Source organism: Nocardiopsis oceanisediminis (assembly GCF_048595525.1).
GTDB lineage: Bacteria > Actinomycetota > Actinomycetes > Streptosporangiales > Streptosporangiaceae > Nocardiopsis_A > Nocardiopsis_A oceanisediminis.
Genome location: NZ_JAFMZJ010000001.1, coordinates 5,477,785 through 5,500,733, shown reverse-complemented (window position 1 = coordinate 5,500,733; position 22,949 = coordinate 5,477,785). Strand labels below are relative to the sequence as shown.

17 protein-coding genes are annotated in these 22,949 nt (G+C 76.0%); 15 read left to right on the top strand and 2 right to left on the bottom strand.

Going from position 1 to position 22,949, the window contains the following annotated elements:
- The first annotated feature begins 23 nt into the window (after nt 1-23).
- On the top strand, nt 24-1,706 hold the full coding sequence (locus tag J0910_RS23965; protein ID WP_420160791.1) for a phospho-sugar mutase: 1,683 nt from the start codon (nt 24-26) through the stop codon (nt 1,704-1,706).
- Nucleotides 1,707-1,878: 172 nt separating this feature from the next.
- Here J0910_RS23965 and J0910_RS23960 read toward each other — a convergent pair whose 3' ends face one another.
- Nucleotides 1,879-2,412 carry an Lrp/AsnC family transcriptional regulator gene (locus tag J0910_RS23960; RefSeq protein WP_420160790.1) on the bottom strand — a complete coding sequence of 178 codons (534 nt, stop codon included), beginning with the start codon at nt 2,410-2,412 and terminating at the stop codon, nt 1,879-1,881.
- A gap of 266 nt (nt 2,413-2,678) precedes the next feature.
- Between J0910_RS23960 and J0910_RS23955 the strand changes: the two genes are divergently transcribed.
- The 11 genes from J0910_RS23955 (at nt 2,679) to J0910_RS23905 (ending at nt 14,797) form a co-directional block, all read left to right on the top strand.
- Complete coding sequence (locus J0910_RS23955; protein WP_420162072.1) at nt 2,679-3,035, top strand: hypothetical protein; 357 nt, start codon at nt 2,679-2,681, stop codon at nt 3,033-3,035.
- 332 nt (nt 3,036-3,367) lie between these two features.
- Nucleotides 3,368-4,399, top strand: a complete 1,032-nt coding sequence (locus J0910_RS23950) for a thiamine pyrophosphate-dependent enzyme (RefSeq protein WP_420160789.1) — start codon at nt 3,368-3,370, stop codon at nt 4,397-4,399.
- A 65-nt stretch (nt 4,400-4,464) separates the two neighbouring features.
- Nucleotides 4,465-5,448, top strand: a complete 984-nt coding sequence (locus J0910_RS23945; RefSeq protein WP_420162071.1) for an alpha-ketoacid dehydrogenase subunit beta — start codon at nt 4,465-4,467, stop codon at nt 5,446-5,448.
- On the top strand, nt 5,445-5,777 hold the full coding sequence (locus J0910_RS23940) for a biotin/lipoyl-containing protein (protein WP_420160788.1): 333 nt from the start codon (nt 5,445-5,447) through the stop codon (nt 5,775-5,777). Before J0910_RS23945 ends, J0910_RS23940 begins: the two co-directional genes overlap by 4 nt.
- A 228-nt stretch (nt 5,778-6,005) precedes the next feature.
- The gene (locus tag J0910_RS23935; protein WP_420160787.1) at nt 6,006-6,791 is read left to right on the top strand and encodes an alpha/beta fold hydrolase; all 786 of its coding nucleotides are present in this window, start codon (nt 6,006-6,008) and stop codon (nt 6,789-6,791) included.
- A 313-nt stretch (nt 6,792-7,104) separates the two neighbouring features.
- The gene (locus J0910_RS23930; protein ID WP_420160786.1) at nt 7,105-8,169 is read left to right on the top strand and encodes a BMP family lipoprotein; all 1,065 of its coding nucleotides are present in this window, start codon (nt 7,105-7,107) and stop codon (nt 8,167-8,169) included.
- Nucleotides 8,170-8,281: 112 nt separating this feature from the next.
- Nucleotides 8,282-10,144, top strand: coding sequence for an ABC transporter ATP-binding protein (locus tag J0910_RS23925; protein ID WP_420160785.1), 1,863 nt, complete (start codon nt 8,282-8,284; stop codon nt 10,142-10,144).
- The gene (locus tag J0910_RS23920) at nt 10,141-11,706 is read left to right on the top strand and encodes an ABC transporter permease (RefSeq protein ID WP_420160784.1); all 1,566 of its coding nucleotides are present in this window, start codon (nt 10,141-10,143) and stop codon (nt 11,704-11,706) included. Before J0910_RS23925 ends, J0910_RS23920 begins: the two co-directional genes overlap by 4 nt.
- The gene (locus J0910_RS23915; RefSeq protein ID WP_420160783.1) at nt 11,703-12,962 is read left to right on the top strand and encodes an ABC transporter permease; all 1,260 of its coding nucleotides are present in this window, start codon (nt 11,703-11,705) and stop codon (nt 12,960-12,962) included. Before J0910_RS23920 ends, J0910_RS23915 begins: the two co-directional genes overlap by 4 nt.
- The gene (locus tag J0910_RS23910; protein ID WP_420160782.1) at nt 12,959-13,363 is read left to right on the top strand and encodes a cytidine deaminase; all 405 of its coding nucleotides are present in this window, start codon (nt 12,959-12,961) and stop codon (nt 13,361-13,363) included. The genes J0910_RS23915 and J0910_RS23910 overlap by 4 nt, the downstream gene beginning before the upstream one ends.
- Nucleotides 13,364-13,495: 132 nt before the next feature.
- Entirely contained in the window at nt 13,496-14,797 is a 1,302-nt protein-coding gene (locus J0910_RS23905; protein WP_420160781.1) for a thymidine phosphorylase, read from the top strand.
- 1,471 nt (nt 14,798-16,268) lie between these two features.
- Here J0910_RS23905 and J0910_RS23900 read toward each other — a convergent pair.
- Nucleotides 16,269-16,820: an isochorismatase family protein gene (locus J0910_RS23900; protein WP_420160780.1), complete on the bottom strand. Its 552-nt coding sequence runs from the start codon at nt 16,818-16,820 to the stop codon at nt 16,269-16,271.
- Between the two features lie 148 nt (nt 16,821-16,968).
- Between J0910_RS23900 and J0910_RS23895 the strand changes: the two genes are divergently transcribed.
- The 3 genes from J0910_RS23895 to J0910_RS23885 all read left to right on the top strand — a co-directional run bounded on the left by J0910_RS23895 (nt 16,969) and on the right by J0910_RS23885 (nt 22,596).
- Nucleotides 16,969-18,702, top strand: a complete 1,734-nt coding sequence (locus J0910_RS23895) for an acyclic terpene utilization AtuA family protein (RefSeq protein WP_420160779.1) — start codon at nt 16,969-16,971, stop codon at nt 18,700-18,702.
- Complete coding sequence (locus tag J0910_RS23890) at nt 18,699-20,294, top strand: acyl-CoA carboxylase subunit beta (protein WP_420160778.1); 1,596 nt, start codon at nt 18,699-18,701, stop codon at nt 20,292-20,294. The genes J0910_RS23895 and J0910_RS23890 overlap by 4 nt, the downstream gene beginning before the upstream one ends.
- A gap of 298 nt (nt 20,295-20,592) precedes the next feature.
- A complete protein-coding gene (locus J0910_RS23885; RefSeq protein ID WP_420160777.1) occupies nt 20,593-22,596 on the top strand; it encodes an ATP-binding protein in 2,004 nt (667 codons plus the stop codon).
- Nucleotides 22,597-22,949 lie beyond the last annotated feature (353 nt).

Sequence of the window (22,949 nt, the reverse complement as noted above, 5' to 3'; positions counted from 1 at the left end):
GGCCCCCTTCCCGGGGGCGCCCGGTGACGGGCCGGGCGGAAGAGCCCGCCGGGCTCCGCGAGCGGGCGCGGGACTGGCTCCGCCGCGACCCGGACCCGCAGACCCGCGCGGAGCTGGCGGCCCTCCTGGAGGCCGGGGACGACGCCGCGCTCGCCGACCGGTTCGGCGCCCGCCTGGAGTTCGGCACCGCCGGGCTCCGCGGCGAGCTGGGGGCCGGGCCCAACCGGATGAACCGGGCCACCGTGGCGCGGGCCGCCGCCGGGGTGGCCGCCTGGGCCGGGCCCGGCGCGGGCGTGGTGATCGGGTACGACGCCCGGCACCGCTCCGCCGACTTCGCCCGGGACACCGCCGAGGTGCTGGCCGGGGCGGGCTGCCGGGCGCTGCTGCTGCCCGGGGCGCTGCCCACCCCGGTGCTGGCCTACGCGGTGCGGCGCACCGGCGCCGCGGCCGGGGTGATGGTGACGGCCAGCCACAACCCCGCCCGGGACAGCGGCTACAAGGTCTACCGGGGCGCCACCGGGGGCCCCGGGCCCGAGCCGGCCGGGGCCCAGATCGTCCCGCCGGACGACGCCCTGATCTCCGCGGCGATCGACGCCGCGCCGCCGGTGGACCTGATCCCGCGCGGCGGCGACTGGGCGGTGCTGCCGGACGGCGTCGTGGAGGACTACATCGCCGCGCTCGGCGGGCTGCCGCTGGGCGAGGAGCGGGAGCTGCGCACCGCCTACACCCCGCTGCACGGCGTCGGCGGCGCGGTCCTCGGCCGGGCCTTCGCGGCGCACGGGTTCGCGCCGCCGCTGACCGTGCCCGAGCAGGCCGATCCGGACCCGGACTTCCCGACCGCGCCGTTCCCCAACCCCGAGGAGCCCGGGGTGATGGACCCGGCGATGCGGTACGCCGAGCGGACCGGCGCCGATCTGGTCATCGCCAACGACCCGGACGCCGACCGGCTGGCGGTGGGCGTGCCCGGCCGGCGCATGCTCACCGGCGACGAGCTGGGCGGGCTGCTCGCCGAGTACGTGCTCCGCCGCACCTCGGGGCCGGACCGCTCGGTGGCGACCACCATCGTCTCGGCGGGGCTGCTGCCCAAGATCGCCGCCGCGCACGGGGTGCGCTGCGCCGAGGCGCTGACCGGCTTCAAGTGGCTGGTGCGGGCGGTGCGCCCGGGGGAGCGCCAGGTGCTCTGCTACGAGGAGGCGCTCGGCTACTGCCTGGGCGGGGACGGCGGGCGGCCGGTGCTGGACAAGGACGGCATCGGCGCGGCGCTGGTCGCGGCGGCGCTGGCGGCCGAGGCGAAGCGGGACGGCCGCACCCTGCTCGACCTGCTGGACGACCAGGCCCGGTCCTACGGGCTGCACGCCACGGCCCAGTCCTCGCTGCGCACCCGGGACTCCGGGCAGATCGCCGGGGTGATGCGCGGGCTGCGCGAGCGGCCGCCGGACTCCTTCGGCGGGATGGCGGTGGAGGAGGCCGAGGACTTCGCGCCGGGGCTGCGCGGCCTGCCGCCGACCGACGCGCTGCGCTACCGGCTGTCCGGTCCCGCCCGGGGCCGGCTCACGCTGCGGCCGTCGGGGACCGAGCCCAAGCTCAAGGCCTACCTGGAGGTGGTGCTGCCGGTGGCCGGCGAGGTCGAGGAGGCGCGGACCCGGGCCGGGGAGCGGCTGGAGGAGCTGAAGGGCGCGGTGGCCGAGCTGTTCCGGGCCGGATAGGGCGCCCTGCGGGCGGGTGCGGCCGCGGGCCGGCGGAGAAGCGGGGGAGAAAGGGGGAGGCGGAGCCGGTGCTCCGGGGCGGGCGCGCGCCGGGGGCAGGGGCGCGCCGGTGGCCGCCGGTGCGGGGGAAGGGGTCAGGGGAGGGGAGCGGCGGGCGCGGTGCGGCGCCCGGTCACTGGTCGGGGCGGACCACGGGGCGGTGCACGACCTCGTCGATCACGGTGAGGGTCTGGGTCGCGGTGACGCCGGGCAGGGACTGCAGCCGGGTCAGTATGAGGTCGCGGAGCCGGTCGGTGTCGGCGACCCGGACGAGCAGCACGATGTCGGCGGAGCCGACCACGTACCAGCAGTACTCGACCTCCGGGTAGGAGGAGAGCACCTCGCGGTTGGCCCGCCAGTCGGGCTGGCTGCCGGAGATGAGGACCAGCGCGGTGACGCCCAGGCCCATCCGGGCGTGGTCGGCGATGACCGAGTAGCCCTGGATGATGCCGTCGTCGGTGAGCCGCTTGATCCGGTTGTAGGCGGTGGCGCGGGAGACGTTGGCGAGGGCGGCGATCTCGGTGATGCCGGTCCTGGCGTCCTCGGCCAGCGCGGAGATGATCACCTCGTCGGTGGGGTCGGGCAGGCGGGCCGGGCGGCGCTGCCGCGGCCTCTCCTCGTCGGCGGGTGGTGCGTTTGGACCGGGTCGGGGTTCCCCGTGGGCCATGCGGCGTCTCCATGTTCTGCAGGTTCGATGTAACGGGTTACCAGTTATGAGACGGAATAGTCCATTCCTATCTTGAATGCTGAGATGGAAGATTGGGGTGTTTCGTCCGTATTTTTCGGTGGGGTGCGGGCGGGCGGAGAAACCTTTCGGAATTCCGTTCGGTGCTCTCGGCCCGGGCGCCCGGGGCGGGTCCGGCCTAGCATGGGATCACGGCCGCGCCCCGGAAGCCGGGGGCGATCCGCGGCCGCGGAGGGCGGGTGGAGCGGATGCCGGTCTCGGCCGAGATGCGCCGGAGGGTGCGCGGTTTCCTGCCCGCCGGGGAGGAGATCCGCTACATCTTCCCGGCCTCCTGGAACGAGACCGTCTACTTCGTCTTCGTGGTGACCGACTCGGCCGTCACCGTGCTGTCCAACCGGTTCTGGAGCCGCACCAGGCCCAAGCGGATCTGGCACGTCTTCCCCCGGGGGGTGCGCCTCGGGCCGGTGGAGACCAACCTGATCCCCGTCTTCGAGCTGGGCGGGCACACCTTCGAGGTGGAGGACGAGTACGTCTCGGTGATCAACGCCTGCGACGCCGAGCTGGACGGCGGCGACCTGCCCCGGGACCCCTTCCCGGAGCTGTGAGGCGGGCGGCGCCCCGAGGGGCCGGCCGGCTGCTGCTGCGATGCGGCCCCCCTCGCTCCGGGCGGGCCCTGTCCGGCGGGGGAGCCCGTCCGGGCGGGAAACCGCCGCCTGCACTTAGACGATTCCGCACAGCATAACCGCGGCCGTGCCGTTTTGTATCGACTTTTCTCGGATATCTAGCGCAAACGTTCACTCCATGGTCAGAATCGGGCGCACCAGGTCGCGCCGCGGCCCTCCGGGGCCCGTCCGGCCCTCCGGGGAGCCCGGTGCGGCGGCCCGGGGCGGCACCCACCGCCCCGGGGAGCCACGACGGTGACAGGGAGCCCACCCCCATGCCGACCACGGAGCCATCCGGCGCCGGTGCCCGACCGGCACTGGACCCCGAGCTCGCGCGGCGCTGCTACCTCGACATGCTGACCGCGCGGAGGATCGACGAGGAGGCCGTCGCCCTGCAGCGCCAGGGCGTCTTCCCGGCCTACGTCTCGCTGCGCGGCCAGGAGGCCGCCCAGGTCGCGGGCGCGCTGGCGATCGACGCCGAGCGCGACTTCGCCTTCCCCACCTACCGGGAGATGGGCGTCGCCCTCGCCATGGGCGTGGACATGCCCGGCTACATGGCCAGCCACCGCGCGCTGTGGCACGGCGGCCTCTACGACCCGGCGGCCTCGCGCTTCGCCCCGATCAACGCGGTCGTCGGCGGCCCGGTGCCGCACGCCGTCGGCTGGGCGGTCGGCGAGCGGCTGCGCGGCGGCCCCGGCTGCGCCGTCGCCTACTTCGGCGACGGGGCCAGCTCCGAGGGCGACGTGCACGAGGCGATGAACTTCGCCGGGGTCTACGGGGCCCCGGTGGTCTTCTTCTGCCAGAACAACCGCTGGGCGCTGTCGGTGCCCAACGAGCGCCAGGTCGCCGGGGGATCGGTGGCCGCCAGGGCCGCGGGCTACGGCATGCCCGGCGCCGAGGTGGACGGCAACGACGCCGCCGCGGTGCACGCGGCGATGGCCGAGGCGCTGGAGCGGGCCCGCTCGGGCGGCGGCCCCACCCTGATCGAGGCGCTCACCTACCGGGTCGAGCCGCACTCCACCTCCGACGACCCCACCCGCTACCGGGACCTGGCCGAGGAGCACGCCTGGCGGGAGCGCGACCCGATCCCGGCGCTGCGCGCCCGGATGGAGGCCGACGGCAGCGGCGACGGTGCGTTCTTCGCCGAGGCGGAGAAGCGGGCGGCGGAGCGCGCCGAGGCGGTGCGCGACGCTGTCGCCGCCGCGCCCGAGCCGGACGGCTCGGATCTGTTCACCCACGTGTTCCGCGAGCCCACCGAGGAGCTCGCGCGGCAGCGGCGCGTCTGGCGCGAGGAGGTCGAGCTGTGACCGTGACCGAGGAGACCGGGGCCCGCGAGGAGGCGCCGGGCGAGGAGCCCGGCTCCCCCCGGGAGATGTCCATGCAGCAGGCGATCAACGCCGCGCTGCGCACCGTCCTCGCCGAGGACCCGCGCACCCTCGTCTTCGGCGAGGACGTCGGGCGGCTCGGCGGGGTGTTCCGGGTGACCGACGGGCTCCAGGCGGAGTTCGGCCCGGACCGGGTGTTCGACACCCCGCTGGCCGAGTCCGCGATCGCCGGGATGGCGGTCGGCCTGGCGATGAACGGCTGGCGGCCCATCCCCGAGCTGCAGTTCGACGGGTTCGCCTACCCGGCGGTCGACCAGATCGTCAACCAGCTCGCCCGGATGAACTACCGCAGCCGGGGCGCGCTGCCGATGCCGGTCACGCTCCGGCTGCCCAGCTTCGGCGGGATCCAGGCGCCCGAGCACCACGGGGAGAGCCTGGAGGCGCTCTTCGCGCACGTCCCCGGGCTCAAGGTCGCCGCCCCCTCCGACCCGGCCGAGGCCTACCGGCTGCTGGTGCAGTCGGTGCGCTGCGACGACCCGGTGGTCTACCTGGAGCCCAAGGCGCGCTACTGGGAGCGCCGCCCGGTCGACCCGCGCGCCGCGGCCGCCGACGACACGCCGATCGGGCGGAGCCGCGTGGTCCGGCCCGGCCGGCACGCCACGCTGGTGGCATGGGGGGCGATGGTCCACCGCTGCCTGCAGGCGGCCGAGCTGGCCGCCGAGGACGGCGTCGAGCTGGAGGTGCTGGACCTGCGCTGGCTGAAGCCGATCGACGCCGAGGGCCTGGCGGCCTCGGCGGCGCGCACCCGCCGGGTGGTGGTCGTGCACGAGGCCCCGCTCACCGCGGGGCTGGGCGCGGAGGTGTCGGCGCTGGTCACCGAGCGGGCCTTCGGCGAGCTGGCCGCCCCGGTGGAGCGGGTCGCCGGCTTCGACGTCCCCTACCCCGCCGGCCCGCTGGAGCCGCAGTACCTGCCCACCGCCGACCGCATCCTGTTCGCGGTCCAGAGGACCCTGGAGTACCGACGCCGATGACCGAGACCACCGAGCGCACCTTCACCCTCCCCGACCTGGGCGAGGGGCTGGTCGAGGCGACCGTGCTGGAGTGGCTGGCCGCTCCGGGCGACCGGATCGAGCGGAACGCCCCCCTGGTGGAGCTGGAGACCACCAAGTCCGCGGTGGAGGTGCCCTCCCCCTTCTCCGGCACCGTGCTGCGGCTGCACGCGGAGGTGGACGACGTGGTGCCGGTCGGCGCCGCGCTGGTCACCTTCGAGGTGCCGCGGGAGGCCGGGATCGTCGGGACGGTGCCCAAGGAGGAGAAGGCCGCCCGGCGCCGGGTCCGGCTCCGCCCGCCGGAGGACTGAGCGCCGGAGGACCGGCCCCGCAGGCCGCGCCTCGGGGACCGGCGGCCGGAGGGAGCCCCCTCCGGCCGGAGCGGCCCCGGCGCCCCGCCCCTTCCGGTCGCACTGCGGGAGCGGGCGCCGGGGCCGCCTCGGAAAAGGGCGGTGAAACGGGCGAACGGACATGATCGATACGTGCGGCGCCCAGAAACGCCCTTTCGGCGATGAAGGGCGATCCACGTCCATGGAAATATGAAACGGTGGGAAATGGAGCGGTTCATTCCGGGGGAGGTCCCCCTGCGCTGCACGGTGGAATACGGCGATCCGGAGAGCGGCCTTCCGCCCGTCCTCTTCATGCACGGCTTCGGGTCCCACCACGAATTGAACTGGGTGCGCGCCGGATGGCCCGCGGCGCTGGAGGGTCGCACCCTGATCGGGCTCGACCTGCGCGGCCACGGCGGCAGCGGGCGGCCGCACCGGGACGGCGCCTACGCGCCCGCCGAGATCGCCGCCGACGCGGAGCGGGTGCTGGACGCGCTGGAGGTCCCCCGGGCCGACCTGCTCGCCTACTCGATGGGCTCGCGCAACGCCTGGGAGCTGGCGCTGCGCCGGCCGGACCGGGTCCGGCGCGCGGTGCTCGCCGGGTTCGGCCCGCGCGACCCCTTCGCCGGCGCCGACCTGGACCGGCTGGACACCGACCCGTCGCCGTTCGGGCGGCTCTTCCAGAGCGTGCTGGAGGTGCCCGGCAACGAGGCCGAGGCGCTCGCGGCCTGCGCGCGGGGCCAGGCCGCGCACCCGTTCACCCCCGAACCGGCCCCCGGGGCGCCGCTGCTGTTCGTCGCCGGTGAGCGGGACGCCATCGCCGAGGGCGTGGAGGAGCTGGCCGCCGGGTGCGGGGCGCGGGCGGTCCGGGTGCCCGGCCGCACGCACGCCAACGCCGTCTCCGCGCGGGCCTTCAAGGAGGCGGTCCGGGACTTCCTGGCCCGGGAGCCGAGCGGCGCCGTGTCGGAGCCGCGGGGCGGCGCGCCGCAGGCGTAGCCTCGTCCCCGGACCGGCCCCGGGAGCGGTAAGCAGAGTGAAACTCCCGGGAAAGCAGGGATTAACGGAATTGCGGTAGGCGGGCGGTGACGGAACGGCGCGGAACGGGCCGCCTTCCGTTCGCCCCGTCCCCTGTCAAGGAAAAGTCGGAGGAAACTTTCGCGTTCCCGACAACGGTCGTCTCTCGCCTTCATAACAACCCCTCCATGGCCATTGGTCGCAAATCCCCGCCGGGGTTATCGTCCGGCTGCATGACCCGGTCGCCGACTCGCCGACCGCGTGCCGGACCGGTGCTCGAAGGGGAGATGCTCACGTGAGAAGCAGATTCGCGGCCAGGCTCGCCGCCGCCGCTTCCGCGGGCGCGGTCGCGCTCGCCTTGACCGCCTGCGACAACCCGCAGCAGGGCGGCTCCGCAGAGGGGGAAGGAGAGGGGGAGGGCGGCGCCGACATCCGGGTCGGCCTCGCCTACGACATCGGCGGCCGCGGGGACAAATCGTTCAACGACTCCGCCTACCAGGGGCTCCAGCGGGTGGAGGAGGAGCTCGGCATCGGCGAGGTCAAGGACCTGGAGCCCAACCCCGACGAGCCGGACAGCGCCAAGATCGACCGGCTGCGCCTCATGGCCGACCAGGGGTTCGACGTGGTGATCGGCGTCGGCTACGCCTACGCCGAGCCGATGCGCGAGGTCGCCCCGGAGTTCCCGGACACGCACTTCGCCATCGTCGACGAGGAGATCGACGACGTCGACAACGTCACCAGCCTGGTCTTCGCCGAGGAGCAGGCGTCCTTCCTGGCCGGGGTGGCCGCCGCACTGAAGACCGAGGAGGACCACGTCGGGTTCGTCGGAGGGGTGGAGACCCGGCTGATCCACAAGTTCGAGGCGGGCTACGCGGCCGGCGTCGAGCACGTCGACCCCGGCATCGAGATCGAGCGGCAGTACCTCACCCAGCCGCCGGACATGCAGGGCTTCCAGGACCCCGGCGCGGGCAAGTCCGCCGCCAAGAGCCAGATCGACCGCGGCGCCGACGTCGTCTACCATGCCGCCGGCGCCTCCGGCACCGGCGTGCTGGAGGCCGTCGCCGAGGAGGAGGCGCTGTTCATCGGGGTCGACAGCGACCAGTACGAGAACGCCTCCGACGAGCAGAAGCCCTATGTGGTCACCTCCGCGATGAAGCGGGTCGACAACGCCGTCTTCGACTTCGTCTCCTCGGTCGCCGAGGGCGAGCCGCAGACCGGGGTGCAGCGCTTCGACCTGGCCAGCGGCGGCGTGGGCTACGCCGACTCCAACGAGGAGCAGATCGCCGACGTCCGCGAGGAGCTGGACGAGGCCGAGCAGCAGATCATCGACGGCGAGATCGAGGTCCCGACGGAGCCGTAGCGCGCGGGGCGGACGCCTCCGCCCGCGCACGGGCCGGCCGGGGCGCGGCGGCACCGGGGATCCCGGAGCCGCCGCGCCCCGCACCACTACCAGGACTTCGACGGGGAGCACGATGAGCAAGGAGCAGGCGGCCGGCGAGGGAACCCCTCCCGCGGTCGAGCTGCGCGGGATCACCAAGAGGTTCCCGGGGGTCGTGGCCAACCACGACATCGACATCGCGGTCGGCGCGGGCACCGTGCACGCCATCGTCGGCGAGAACGGGGCGGGCAAGTCCACCCTGATGAAGACCCTCTACGGGCTGCACCGCCCGGACGAGGGCGAGATCCGCATCGGCGGGGAGCGCGCGGTGCTCGGCTCCCCGGCGGACGCGATCCGGTACGGCGTCGGCATGGTGCACCAGCACTTCATGCTCGCCGACAACCTGACCGTGCTGGAGAACACCGTGCTCGGCGCGGAGGCCCGGCACGGCATCGGCTCGGGCGCCCGCGCGCGGGTGCGCGCCCTCTCCGACCAGTACGGCCTCAACGTCCGCCCGGACGTGCTGGTCGAGGAGCTGGGCGTCGGCGACCGCCAGCGGGTGGAGATCCTCAAGGTCCTCTACCGCGGCGCGCGCATCGTCATCCTGGACGAGCCCACCGCGGTGCTGGTCCCCCAGGAGGTCGACGAGCTCTTCGCCAACCTGCGCGAGCTCAAGCGGGAGGGCCTCACCGTCATCTTCATCTCGCACAAGCTGGACGAGGTGCTGCGGGTCGCCGACACCATCACGGTGATCCGGCGCGGCACCACCGTCGGCACGGCCGACCCGGCCGCCACCACCGCCCGGGAGCTGGCCTCCCTGATGGTCGGCGGCGTGCTGCCCCTGCCCGAGCTGCGCGAGTCCACCGTCACCGACGAGACCGTGCTGGAACTGGACGGCCTGCGGGTGGAGGCCGCCGACGGCCGCCCGGTGGTGGACGGCGTGTCGCTGCGCATCCGGCGCGGCGAGATCGTCGGCATCGCCGGGGTCGAGGGCAACGGCCAGGCCGAGCTGATCGAGGCGGTGATGGGCATCCGCCCGATCGCCGCGGGCCGGGTGCTGCTCCGCGGAACCGACGTCACCGGCCGCTCCACCCGGGAGATCCGCGAGGCCGGCGTCGGCTTCATCCCCGAGGACCGGCACCGCCAGGGCCTGCTGCTGGAAGCGCCGCTGTGGGAGAACCGGATCCTCGGCCACCAGCGCGAGCGGCCCAACTCCCGCGGGGTCCGCATCGACCCGGCCGGCGCCCGCGCCGACACCCGGCGCATCGTCGACGCCTACGACGTGCGCACCCCCGGCATCGACGTGCTCGCCGACGCGCTGAGCGGCGGCAACCAGCAGAAGCTCATCGTCGGCCGGGAGATGAGCGGCGACCCGGCGGTGCTGCTGGCCGCCCACCCCACCCGGGGCGTGGACGTCGGCGCCCAGGCCGCGATCTGGGACCACCTGCGCGAGGCGCGCGCCGCGGGACTGGCGGTGCTGCTGGTCTCCGCCGACCTGGACGAGCTGATCGGCATGTCCGACACGCTCAAGGTGATCCTCCGCGGCGCCCTGGTCGCCGACGCCGACCCGGCGACGGTCACCCCCGAGCGGCTCGGCTCCGCGATGACCGGCGCCGCCGGGCCGGACCCCGGAAACGCCCCGGACGCCCCGGGGGAGCGGGGCGCCCGGACCGGCACGACCGGTACGGCGGCCCCCGAGAGCGCCGCCGAGCGGGACGGTGCGGCCGGCTTGGCCGCTACGGCCGACACGGAGGCCCGCGAGGGCCCGGAAGGCCCGGAGGATACGGCCGACCAGGGCCGCCCGACCGGCCGGGGCGGTGCGGGGCGTGCGGCCGGTCCGGGCGGCGGCGGGGACGCCGAGCCCGGCCCGCCGGAGGCCGGCTCCGGTTCCCCGGACGACCCAGGTGATGAGGGCCCCGAACCGGGTTCCGGCGCCGAGGGCGGAGGCGCGCGATGACCGGCTCCCCGTCCGCCTCGGGCGCCCCCGACACCCCTGACCGCCCGGAAGCGGCAGGCACCCCCGGCGGCTCCGGCGGCCGCCTCGACACCGCGGACGCCTCCGGTGCCCCCGGCGGCTCCGGCGCCCCCCGGCCGTCCGCGCTCGCCCTGGCCGCGGCGGCCGGTGCGGCCGCCGCCGCGATCGCCGCCGTGCTGCTGGACCTGTTCCTGCTCGCCCCGGCCGCCCTGGCCGCCGGTGTCCTCGCCGGCCACCTGCTCGGGCACCTGCCACCGGCCGGCGGCGGCGCGCCGGCCGCGCGCGGCGCGGAACCGCCGCTGATCCGCGCCGCGACCGAGGTGCTGGCACCGCTGCTCGGCGCGGCGGCCGGCCTGGTCACCGCCGCCGTCGCCGACCTGTGGCTGATCGAACCGGCCGCCTACGGCATCGGCGCCGCCGCAGGCGGTGCGGCGGCCCCGCTGATCCACCGCACCCTGGGCCGGATGCTGGCGCTGGCGATGTCCGCGGTGGTCGTCGCGGTGCTGCTCGCCCTGCTGGCCACCGCGCTGGTGCTGGTGGCCACCGGAGTGGACCCGCTGTTCGCGTTCGCCGCGATGCTGGACCACGGCACCAAGCCGGACAGCATCGTCACCATCGCCAACAACGGCTCCACGCTCTACCTGTCCGCGGTGGCGGTGGCCATCGGCTTCAAGATGAAGCTGTTCAACATCGGGGTGGACGGCCAGTACCGGCTGGCCGCGCTGCTCGCCGCCGCGGTCGGCGGCGCGGTGTCGCTCCCCCCGGTGCTGCACCAGGCGGTGATCATCGCCGTGGCCGTCGCGGTCGGCGGCATGTGGGCCGGGCTGGCCGGCTACCTCAAGGTCGCGCGCGGCGTCTCCGAGGTGATCTCCACGATCATGCTCAACTCCATCGCCACCGGGATCACCGCCTACCTGCTCACCACCGACCGGCTCGCGGTGGAGATCGGCACCAACAACATCGGCACCCCGCAGATCGCCGAGTCCGGCTGGGTGCCGGGCGTCCCGATGGGCTTCATGGGCGCCCGGGTGGACCTGTTCGGGCTGGTGCTGCTGGCGGCCGCGGTCGGCGCGGGCTACTGGTGGATGCTGAACCGCAGCCGGTTCGGCTTCGACCTGCGCGCCACCGGCCAGGCGCCGGAGGCCGCCCGGGCCAGCGGGGTGGACGTGAAGCGGATGGTGCTGCTCACGATGGTCATCTCCGGCATGGTGGCCGGCCTGGTCGGCATGCCGCAGCTGCTCGGCGACTCGCACTACTACGCGCTGGACTTCCCGGTGGGGCTCGGCTTCACCGGGATCGCCATCGCCCTGCTCGGCCGGAACCACCCGGTGGGCATCGCGCTGGCCGCGCTGTTCTGGAGCTTCCTGGACCAGTCCGCGCAGATCCTCGACTTCGAGGGGATCCCCAAGGAGATGGCGGTGGTCACCCAGGCCACGGTGGTGCTCACCGTGGTCGTGGTCTACGAGGTCGTGCACCGGTGGGGCCGCCGCTACGAGCAGCAGCAGGTCGGCCGGGAACTCGGCCGGGCGGAGGTGGCCCAGTGAGCCAGGAGATGACCGCCGCCGTCCCCGAGGCGGCCCCGCCCCGGCCCCGCTCCCACCGCCGCTGGCGGCTGCTGAGCCTGGCGCTGGCCGCGTTCGCCGCGCTCTCCGCGGTCCGGCTGTTCAGCGGCCAGGACGCGCTCACCGCGGCGGGCACCGTGCAGACCATGCTGGCCTACGCGGTGCCGATCGGGCTCGCCGCCCTGGGCGGCCTGTGGGCCGAGCGGGCCGGCATCATCAACATCGGCCTCGAAGGCATGATGGTGTTCGGCACCTGGTTCGGGGCGTTCGCCGCCTGGAGCACCGGGAACCCCTGGGCCGGCCTGGCCGCCGGCATCCTCGGCGGCATGGCGGGCGGGCTGATCCACGCCGTCGCCACGGTCACCTTCGGGGTGGACCACATCGTCTCCGGCGTGGCGATCAACATCCTGTCCGTCGGTGCGATGCGCTACCTGTCAGTGCTGTACTTCATGGACGCCCCCGGCGGCGGCGCGGGCCAGTCGCCGCCGCTGCCCGACTTCCCCCGGGTGGGGCTGCCGCTGGTGGAGTCGGTGCTGGGTCCGGTCCACCGGACCGGCTGGTTCCTCGTCTCCGACCTCGCCGGGGCGGTGATCGGGCTGACCACCGGGATGTCCGCGATCACCCTGATCGCGCTGCTGCTCCTGCCGGCCAGCTACTGGATCCTGTGGCGCACCCGGTTCGGGCTGCGGCTCCGCTCCTGCGGGGAGAACCCCGACGCCGCCGAGTCCCTGGGCGTCGGCGTCTACCGGCACAAGTACGCGGCGCTGCTGGTCTCCGGCGGCCTGGCCGGCATGGGCGGGGTGTTCCTCGCCATGGTGGCCTCCTCGGTCTACCAGGAGGGCCAGACCGGCGGGCGCGGCTACATCGGGCTGGCCGCGATGATCTTCGGCAACTGGCGGCCGGGCGGCCTGGCGATGGGCGCCGGCCTGTTCGGCTTCACCGACGCCCTCCAGGTCCGCGGCCAGGGCCCGGCGGTGCACGCGCTGCTGCTGCTCATGGCGGTGGCGCTGGCGGCGGTCGCGGTCTGGCAGTGGCGGCGCCGGCGGATCGGCGCGGCGGTCGCCTCGCTGGCGGTGGCGGTGCTGCTGGGCGCCTGGTACGCGCTGACCGACACCGTCCCCGGCCAGGTGGTCATCGCCAGCCCCTACATCGCCACCCTGCTGGTGCTGGCGCTGGCCTCGCAGCGGTTGCGGCCCCCGGCCGCGATCGGACGGCAGTGGCGGAGGAAGAGCGGATGAGCGAGGGAGGACCGGGCGCGGACTGGGCGGCGCTGCGCGCCGCGGCGCACGCCGCCGCGCAGCGCGCCTACGCCCCCTACTCGGGGTTCAGGGTCGGCGCGGCGGCGCTCACCGCGGACGGGCGCACGGTGGTCGGCTGCAACGTGGAGAACGCCTCCTACGGGCTGACGCTGTGCGCGGAGTGCGGTCTCGTCTCGGCCCTGCACGCCCAGGGCGGCGGCAGGCTCACCGCGCTGAGCTGCACCGGCGGCGACGGCGCGCCGCTCATGCCGTGCGGCCGCTGCCGCCAGCTCCTCTACGAGCACGGCGGGCCCGACCTGGAGGTGGACACCCCCGAGGGGGTGCTGCCGCTCTCCCGGCTGCTGCCGCAGCCGTTCGGCCCGCAGGACCTGCAGGACTGACCCCGCCCCGCCCCCTCGGCGGCCCCGCGCGGAGCCGCGGGCGGCGGGCGGGGGCCCGAGCACGGGGCCGCCGCGTGCGGCCGGAGCACCGACCAGCGGTCCGGCGGGGCGCCGGGCCGGCACGGAGGCAGAGTGGACGTCATCGACATCATCACGGCCAAGCGCGACGGGGCCGAGCTCACCCCCGAGCAGATCGACTGGCTGATCGCGCGCTACGCCGAAGGGCCGTCCGGCGGGATCGCCGACGAGCAGATGGCCGCGCTCTGCATGGCCGTGGTGTGGCGCGGGATGACCCGCGCCGAGGTCGCCCGCTGGACCGGGGCGATGCTCCGCTCCGGCGACCGCCTCGACCTCACCGGGCTGGACCGCCCCACCACGGACAAGCACTCCACCGGCGGTGTCGGCGACAAGACCACCCTCCCGCTCACCCCGGCGGTGGTGGCCTGCGGGGCGGCCGTCCCGCAGCTGTCCGGGCGGGGGCTCGGCCACACCGGCGGCACCCTGGACAAACTGGAGTCGATCCCCGGCTGGCGCGCCGAGCTGGCCCCCGGCGAGCTCCTCCGCCGACTGCGCGAGGTGGGCGGCGCGATCTGCGCCGCCGGGCCCGGCCTGGCCCCGGCCGACCGGCGGCTGTACGCGCTGCGCGACGTCACCGGGACCGTCGAGTCGGTCCCGCTCATCGCCGCCTCGATCATGTCGAAGAAGCTCGCGGAGGGGACCGGCGCGCTGGTGCTGGACGTGAAGGCCGGGTCGGGCGCGTTCATGAAGGACACCGCGAGCGCGCGCCGGCTGGCCCGCACCATGGTCGACATCGGCGCCGACCACGGGGTGCGCACCCGGGCCCTGATCACCGGGATGGACGCCCCGCTGGGGCGGGCGGTGGGCAACGCCCTGGAGGTCGCCGAGGCGCTGGAGGTGCTGGCCGGCGGCGGCCCGGAGGACCTGGTCCGGCTGGTGGTGGAGCTGGGCCGGGAGATGCTGGCGGCCGCGGGCATGCCCGGCGCCAAGGACCCGGCGGACGCGCTGCGCGACGGCAGCGCGATGGACGCCTGGCGGGCGATGGTCGCCGCGCAGGGCGGCGACCCGGACGCCCCGCTGCCGCAGGCCGCCGAGCGGCGCGAGGTGCCCGCCCCCGCCACGGGGGTGCTGACCGGCCTGGACGCCTACGCGGTCGGCATCGCCGCCCGCCGCCTCGGCGCCGGCCGGGTCCGCAAGGAGGACCCGGTCTCGGCGGGAGCGGGTGTCGTGCTGCACGCGAAACCCGGCGACCGGGTCCGCGCCGGCCGGCCGCTGCTCACCCTGTGCGCCGACGACCCGGACCGCTTCGAGCCCGCGGCCGAGGCACTCGCCGGCGCCGCCCGGATCACCCCCGAGGACGCCCCGCCCGCCCCGGGCACCGAACCGCTCCCCTTGATCATCGAACGCCTCGGCTGACCCACCGGACTGAAGAAAGACGGCCCGCCTCTCCAGGGATCAGGGGGCGCAGGCGGTCACCCGGGCGTCGGGCCCCACGGAGCAAAGGTCCAAGCCAACAGCGAAGGCAGAGAGGGGCACCGGCCGGTCGATCAGGCGCGGCGCCCCACGGAGCGAAGGTTCAGACCGGCGGCGACGGCGAAGGAAGGGGCGCAGTCGGGCATCCGAGCCGGGCGCGGCGCCTCGCGGGGCCGGAGTTCAAGCGGGCGGCGAAGGCGAGAGGGCGTGCCAGCTGGTCGGTCGGGTGCGGCGCCCCACAGGGCGAGGGTTCATGCCGGCAGCGACGGCAGAGGTGGGGCGGGGTGCAGGTGTCGCCCGAGCGCGGCGTCTCGCGGAGTGAGGGTTCAAGCGGGCGGCGACGGCGGCAGCGAGGGGACCGGCCGGCCGGTCGGGCGCGGCAGAGCAGGGCGGGAATGGTCGGGGGCGGAGAGGGCGGGTTCGCCGTGCCCGCGTCGCCCCGGCGCCGGGGCCGGCCTTCCTTGAAACTGCCACACCCCCCTGACCTGCATGAATACGCAGGGTGATGGCAGGGAGGGGCGCCCTGCACACCGCGAGAGCACCCCGGTGATTCCTGAGCGCGCATCCCGGCCCGGATCCGGCCCCCTGGCAGCTCGAACGGGGCTGACCGGGCCGGTGATCGGGGTTCGAGCCGCCCGCAAAGCCGGGAAGCAGGGGGCCGGAACCCGGGCAGGGGCAACACGGGGGCGAGATGTCGCTTTTATTCTCCTGGGAGGCCCTGCTTGGCCACTCTGGGTGATCGGCGAGGGGGCAATGGGGGTCTCAGGGCTTACTACTCGCTGGTAGATGTAATCGGGGTGCTGCGGAGGTGCGCAGGGCACCCCCCGCCCCGCCCGAGCCCCGCCGCAAACCCGGCTTAAGGGATAAAGCCACCCTGGTGGGCGCGGGCCGGGCCGGTGAACGCGGCACCCGGCCCCTCCCGCCTTCGCCGCCTGCTTGACCCCTCACCCCGTGAGGCGCCGCGCCCGGGTGAGACGCCCGGCCCCGCCCCTACCGCTGCCGTCGCCGCCCGTCTTGACCTTCGCTCCGTGGGGCGCCGCGCCCGACCGACCGGCCGGTCCCCTCGCTGCTGCCGTCGCTGCCGGCATGAACCCTCGCCCTGTGGGGCGCCGCACCCGACCGACCAGCTGGCACGCCCTCTCGCCTTCGCCGCCCGCTTGAACCCTCACCCCGCGAGACGCCGCGCTCGGGCGACACCTGCACCCCGCCCCACCTCTGCCGTCGCTGCCGGCATGAACCTTCGCTCCGTGGGGCGCCGCGCCTGATCGACCGGCCGGTGCCCCTCCCTGCCTTCGCTGCCGGCTTGGACCTTTGCTCCGTGGGGCCCGACGCCCGGGTGGCCGGTGCCCCTCCTGCCGTCGCCGCCCGCTTGAACCTTCACTCCGTGGGGTGCTGTGCTCGACCGACTGGGCTGTCAACCCTCGCGGGGGAAGAGCTCGGCCGCCTTGACCAGGCGGACCTTCCCGCCGGGGTGGATCGCCCGGCTGAGCACCGCGTTGTGGTGCGCGACCACCTGCTCGGGGGTGAGGCCGGCCTCCGGGTCGCCCACCGACATCGGGGCGTGGCCATCGGCCACCAGGTCGACGTCGAAGCCGTGGCTCGCGGCGGAGCGCACGGTGGCGTCCACGCAGTAGTCGGTGGCGGCGCCGGTGACCACCAGGGTGTCGGCGCCCAGGTCGCGCAGGACCTCGGCCAGCCCGGTCCGGTAGAAGGAGTCGGTCGCCCACTTGGGGACCACCCGGTCGCCGCCGCGCACCCCGATCAGCGGGCTGACCCCGCGCCCCTGCCGCTCCGGGGCGAACAGGCCGCCCGGGTCGTCGTCCACCTGGTGCAGCACCAGCACCGGGACGCCCCGACGGCGCGCCCGGTCGGCGATCCCGCCGATCCGCCGGGCCGTCTCCGCCCCCTGCCACAGCCCTTCGACCAGGAACTCGTGCATGTCGATGATGAGCAGCGCCCGTTCCATGCCCCGACCCTAGGGGGCGGGCGGCGGGCGGTGCCGTCCTTTTCCCGGAGAGCCCCGCGCACCGCCGTCGGGGCCGCCCCGGACACCCCAGCAGAAAAACAATCATCCGCGCTTGTTTTTCCTCCGGGGGCGTGGCACGCTCGTGCGCATGACGGAGACCGGGGTCACACCGCTGCGGATCGGCAACGCTTCCGGGTTCTACGGAGACCGCTCGGAGGCGGTCGCCGAGATGCTGGACGGCGGCCCGCTGGACGTGCTCACCGGCGACTACCTGGCCGAACTGACCATGCTCATCCTCGGCCGGGACCGGCTCAAGGACCCCTCCCGCGGATACGCGCGGACCTTCCTGCGGCAGATGGAGGGCGTGCTCGGCGCGGTGGCCGAGCGCGGCGTCAAGGTCGTCGCCAACGCCGGCGGGCTCAACCCGGCCGGGCTCGCCGACGCGCTGCGCGCCCTCGCCGAGCGGGCCGGCGTCGAGCTGCGGATCGCCCACGTCGAAGGGGACGACCTGCTGCCCCGCGCCGCCGAGCTGGGGCTGGGCGCGCCGCTCACCGCCAACGCCTACCTGGGCGGCTTCGGTATCGCCGCCTGCCTGCGGGCCGGCGCCGACATCGTGGTGACCGGCCGGGTCACCGACGCCTCGCTGGTGGTCGGCCCGGCCGCCGCGCACTTCGGCTGGGCCCCGGACGACTTCGACGCGATCGCCGGGGCGGTCGCTGCCGGCCACGTCATCGAATGCGGAGCCCAGGCCACCGGCGGCAACTACGCGTTCTTCACCGAGCTGCAGGAGCAGGGGCGCGACCTCACCCGGCCCGGCTTCCCCATCGCCGAAGTACACGCCGACGGGTCGGCGGTGATCACCAAGCACCCCGGCACCGGCGGCGCGGTCACCGCCGGCACCGTCACCGCCCAGCTCGTCTACGAGATCACCGGGGCCCGCTACCCCAACCCCGACGCCACCGTCCGGCTGGACACCGCCCGGCTCACCGAGGAGGGCCCGGACCGGGTCCGGCTGCACGGGGTGCGCGGCGAGGCGCCGCCCCCCGACCTCAAGGTCGGCATGAACCGGATCGGCGGCTTCCGCAACGGCATGGAGCTGGTCCTCACCGGGCTGGACATCGAGGCCAAGGCGGAGCTGGCGGAGCGGCAGCTCCGCGCCGCGCTGCGCGGCCGCGAGCCCGCCCGGCTGAGTTTCCGGCTGGTCGGCGCGGAGGCCGCCGATCCCGACGCGCCCACCCAGGACGGGGCCTCCGCGCTGCTCCGCATCACCGCCTCCGACCCGGACCGGAGCAAGGTCGGCCGGGCGTTCAGCGCCGCCTGCGTGGAGCTCGCGCTCTCCAGCGTCCCCGGGTTCCACGCCACCGCCCCGCCCGGTGACGCCCGCCCCGACGGGGTCGCGTTCACCGCCGGACGGGTCCCCGCCGGCCGGGTGCCGCACACCGCGGTGCTCCCCGGCGGCGAGCGGGTCGGCATCGCGCCCGCCCCCGCCGCCCGCGAGCCCGCCCCGGTGCCTGAGCCGCCGCTCCCGCCGCCGCCCCCGGCCGGCCCGGTGCGCCGGGCCCCGCTCGGCCTGGTCGCCGGCGCGCGCAGCGGGGACAAGGGCTCCGACGCCAACGTCGGGGTGTGGGTGCGCGACGACGCCGCCTGGAGCTGGCTCGCGCACGCCCTCACCGTGGAGGAGTTCAAGCGGCTGATCCCCGAGGCCGCCCCGCTGCCGGTCACCCGGCACCTCTTCCCGCACCTGCGCGCCGCCGACTTCGTCGTCGAGGGGCTGCTCGGCGACGGCGCCGGCGGCAACACCCGATCCGACCCGCAGGCCAAGGCGCTCGGCGAATGGCTGCGCGGCCGGCACCTGGACGTCCCGGAGGCGCTGCTGCCATGACCGTACTCCGATCCCGCCTGGACACCGCCTCCCCCGGCTACGCGCGGGCGCGCGAGGCGATGCTCGGCAAGCTCGCCGAGATCGACGCCGAGCACGCCAAGGCGCTGGCCGGCGGCGGCGAGAAGTACGTCGAGCGGCACCGCGGCCGCGGCAAGCTGCTCGCCCGGGAGCGGATCGAGCTGCTGCTCGACCCGGACGCGCCGTTCCTGGAGCTCTCCCCGCTGGCCGCGTGGGGCAGCGACTTCCCGGTGGGCGCCAGCGTGGTCACCGGCGTCGGCGCGGTCGAGGGCACCGAGTGCGTGATCATCGCCAACGACCCCACGGTGCGCGGCGGCGCCAGCAACCCCTGGACCGGCCGGAAGACCATGCGGGCGATGGAGATCGCCGAGCAGAACCGGATGCCGCTGATCAACCTGGTCGAGTCCGGCGGAGCCGACCTGCCCAGCCAGAGCGAGATCTTCATCCCCGGCGGCCGGCTCTTCCGCGACCTCACCCGGTTCTCCGCGGCCGGCATCCCCACCATCGCCCTGGTCTTCGGCAACTCCACCGCGGGCGGCGCCTACGTGCCCGGGATGAGCGACCACGTGGTGATGGTCAAGGAGCGCTCCAAGGTGTTCCTCGGCGGGCCGCCGCTGGTCCGGATGGCCACCGGGGAGGAGAGCGACGACGAGTCGCTCGGCGGCGCGGAGATGCACGCCCGCACCTCCGGCCTCGCCGACCACCTGGCCGCCGACGAGTACGACGCGCTGCGCATCGGCCGCCGCATCGTGGCCCGGCTCAACCACCGCAAGGCCGGCCCCGCCCCGGCCCCGGCCGAACCCCCGCTCTGCGACCCCGAGGAGCTCGCCGGGATCGTCCCGGACGACCTCAAGGTCCCGTTCGACCCGCGCGAGGTGATCGCGCGCATCGCGGACGGCTCCGACTTCGACGAGTTCAAACCGGCCTACGGCACCAGCCTGGCCACCGGGTGGGCGCGGCTGCACGGCTACCCGGTGGGGATCCTGGCCAACGCCCAGGGGGTGCTGTTCAGCGCCGAGTCGCAGAAGGCCGCCCAGTTCATCCAGCTGGCCAACCGGTCCCGCACCCCGCTGCTGTTCCTGCACAACACCACCGGCTACATGGTCGGCAGGGAGTACGAGCAGGGCGGCATCATCAAGCACGGCGCGATGATGATCAACGCCGTCTCCAACAGCACCGTGCCGCACCTGTCGCTGCTCATCGGCGCCTCCTACGGCGCCGGGCACTACGGGATGTGCGGCAGGGCCTACGACCCCCGCTTCCTGTTCGCCTGGCCCAGCGCCAAGTCCGCGGTGATGGGGCCCAAGCAGCTGGCCGGGGTGCTGTCCATCGTCGCCCGCGCCTCCGCCGAGGCCAAGGGCCGCCCCTACGACGAGGACCGGGACGCCGCCATGCGGGAGATGGTGGAGCACCGGATCGAGGCCGAGTCGCTCCCGCTCTTCCTCTCCGGACGGGTCTACGACGACGGCGTCATCGACCCCCGCGACACCCGCACCGTGCTCGGGCTCTGCCTGTCCGCGGTGCACAACGCCCCGGTGCGCGGCGCCGACGGCTTCGGCGTCTTCCGGATGTGAAGGGGCGAGCCGTGCAGACCACCCCCGACCCCGCTCCGTCCCCGCAGCCCGGCATGGGGCACCGCGCGCGGAACGGCACCGCCGCCGAGGCGGTCGCCCGCCGGCCTCGCGCGGCGGGAGGGACGGAAGCCCGGCCGCCCTCGCCCGCGCGCGCTCCGTCCGCCCCCGCAGGGGACCGCACGGCGCCCGAGTGGTTCGGACCCGGCCGCCCCGGACCGCGGTACTCCGCGCCCCCGGGCACCGCCGCGGGCCGGGTCCCGGCGAACCACGCCCCCGCCCCCCACCCCGGAGGTCCGCGATGATCACCACGCTGCTCGTCGCCAACCGCGGCGAGATCGCCCGCCGCACCATCGCGGCCTGCCGCGCCCTGGGCGTGCGCAGCGTCGCGGTCCACTCCGACGGCGACGCCGACGCGCCGCACGTCCGCGAGGCCGACGCCGCGGTCCGGCTGCCCGGCACCGCCCCCGCCGACACCTACCTCCGCGCCGACCTGCTGGTCGCCGCCGCCGAGCGGGCCGGCGCCGACGCCGTGCACCCCGGGTACGGGTTCCTCTCGGAGAGCGCCGCGTTCGCCCGCGCCGTGGTCGAGGCCGGGCTGACCTGGGTCGGCCCCCCGCCGGAGGCGATCGAGGCGATGGGCGCCAAGATCGCCGCCAAGGAGCTCGCCGCCCGGGCCGGCGTCCCGGTGTTCCGCTCGGTGCCGCCCGAGGAGGCCGCCGAGGCCGACCTGCCGGTGCTGATCAAGGCGTCGGCCGGCGGCGGCGGGCGCGGCATGCGCATCGTCCGCGACCTCGCCGACCTGCCGGCCGAGGCGGAGGCGGCCCGCGCCGAGGCCGCCGCGGCCTTCGGCGACCCGGCGGTCTTCTGCGAGCGGTACGTGGAGCGCGGCCGCCACGTCGAGGTGCAGCTCCTCGCCGACGCGCACGGCACCGTGTGGGCCGTCGGCGACCGCGACTGCTCGGTGCAGCGCCGCCACCAGAAGCTCATCGAGGAGGCCCCCGCCCCGGGGCTCCCCGCCGGGCTGCGCGAGCGGCTGCACGAGGCGGCGCGCCGGATGGCCGCCGCCATCGGCTACACCGGCGCGGGCACCGCCGAGTTCCTCGTCGCCGAGGACGGCTCCGTCTCGTTCCTGGAGATGAACACCCGGCTCCAGGTGGAGCACCCGGTCACCGAGTGCGTCACCGGCCTGGACCTGGTGGAGTGGCAGCTGCGCATCGCCGAGGGCGAGCCGCTGCCGGCCGGCGGCCCGCCGGAGCCGCGCGGGCACGCGGTGGAGGCCCGGATCTGCACCGAGGACCCGCTGGCCGACTGGCGCCCGCAGACCGGCACCATGGCGCGGTTCGCCGTCCCGGCCGCGCGGACCGCGTTCGCCCCGCCGGACCGGTACGGCGTCCGGGTGGACGCCGGCGTCGAGGACGGCACCGAGGTCGGCACCGACTTCGACCCGATGGTCGCCAAGGTCATCGCCTGGGGGAGCAGCCGCGCCGACGCGCTGCGCCGGCTCTCCGCGGCCCTGGCCGGAGCCCGGCTGCACGGCGTCGGCACCAACCGCGACCTGCTGGTCCGGGTGCTGCGCCACCCGGCGTTCGCCGCCGGCGAGGTGCACACCCGGTTCCTGGACCTGCACGGCGCCGCCGAACTGGGCCGGCCGCTGGCCGACGGGAGGGCGGTCCGGCTGTCCGCGCTCGCCGCCGCCCTGGCCGCCGCCGAGGCGAACCGCGCCGCCGCGCCGGTCCTCGGCGGCCTCCCCGCGGGCTGGCGCAACCTCCCCTCCGCACCGCACGTCCGCCGGTACCGGACCGGCGCGGGAGAGGAGGTGGAGGCCGGCTACACCGCGGGCCGCACCGGCCCGGTCCCGCTGCCCACCGGGGACGGGGACGTCCGGGTGCACCGGGCCGCCTCCGACGAGGTGCGGCTCTCCGCCGACGGGGTGCTCCGGACCTTCGAGGTGCACCGGCTGCCCGGGGGAGAGGTGCACGTCGACTCGGACCTGGGCCCGGTGGCCCTGACCCCGCTGAGCCGGTTCCCGGACGGCGCCGGCGACGTCCCGCCGGGCATCCTGCTCGCGCCGATGCCGGGCACCGTGGTCCGGGTCGCCGCCGCCGAGGGCGAGCGGGTGGAGGCGGGCCGGCCGCTGCTCTGGCTGGAGGCGATGAAGATGGAGCACCGGATCACCGCCCCGGCCGCCGGCACCGTCACCGGCCTGCCCGCCGCCGGCGCCCGGGTCGACACCGGCGACGTCCTCGCCGTGGTCGCCCCCGCCGAAGGCGGCGCCCCCGCCCCGGACGGGGAGCGGAGGTGACCTCCGCCCGGACGCGGCCCGGAGAGGGCGGGCTCCCGGCGGAACCGCCCGCCGGCGGCCGCCCTTCCGCTCCGGCCGTCGCCGCCGGACCCGGCCACGGGGCCGCCGGCCCCCGGCGCGGCCGTGCCACCGCCTTCGGAGCGGCTCCGGTGCCGGCCCCTTCCCGCCCGCCCCGCCCGGCGGAGCGCCCCGGGCCCGCGGCCGCTCCGGTGCTGCCCGCGGTGCCGTCCGCGCCGGTCCGCCCGGGCGGCCCGCCGCTCCGGAGGCGGCGCCGGGCCCGCCGCCGCGCCCCGGAGGAGAACGCGGGCGGGGCCGGCCGCCGGGGCGGCCGCTCCGCGCGGTCCGGTGCAGGC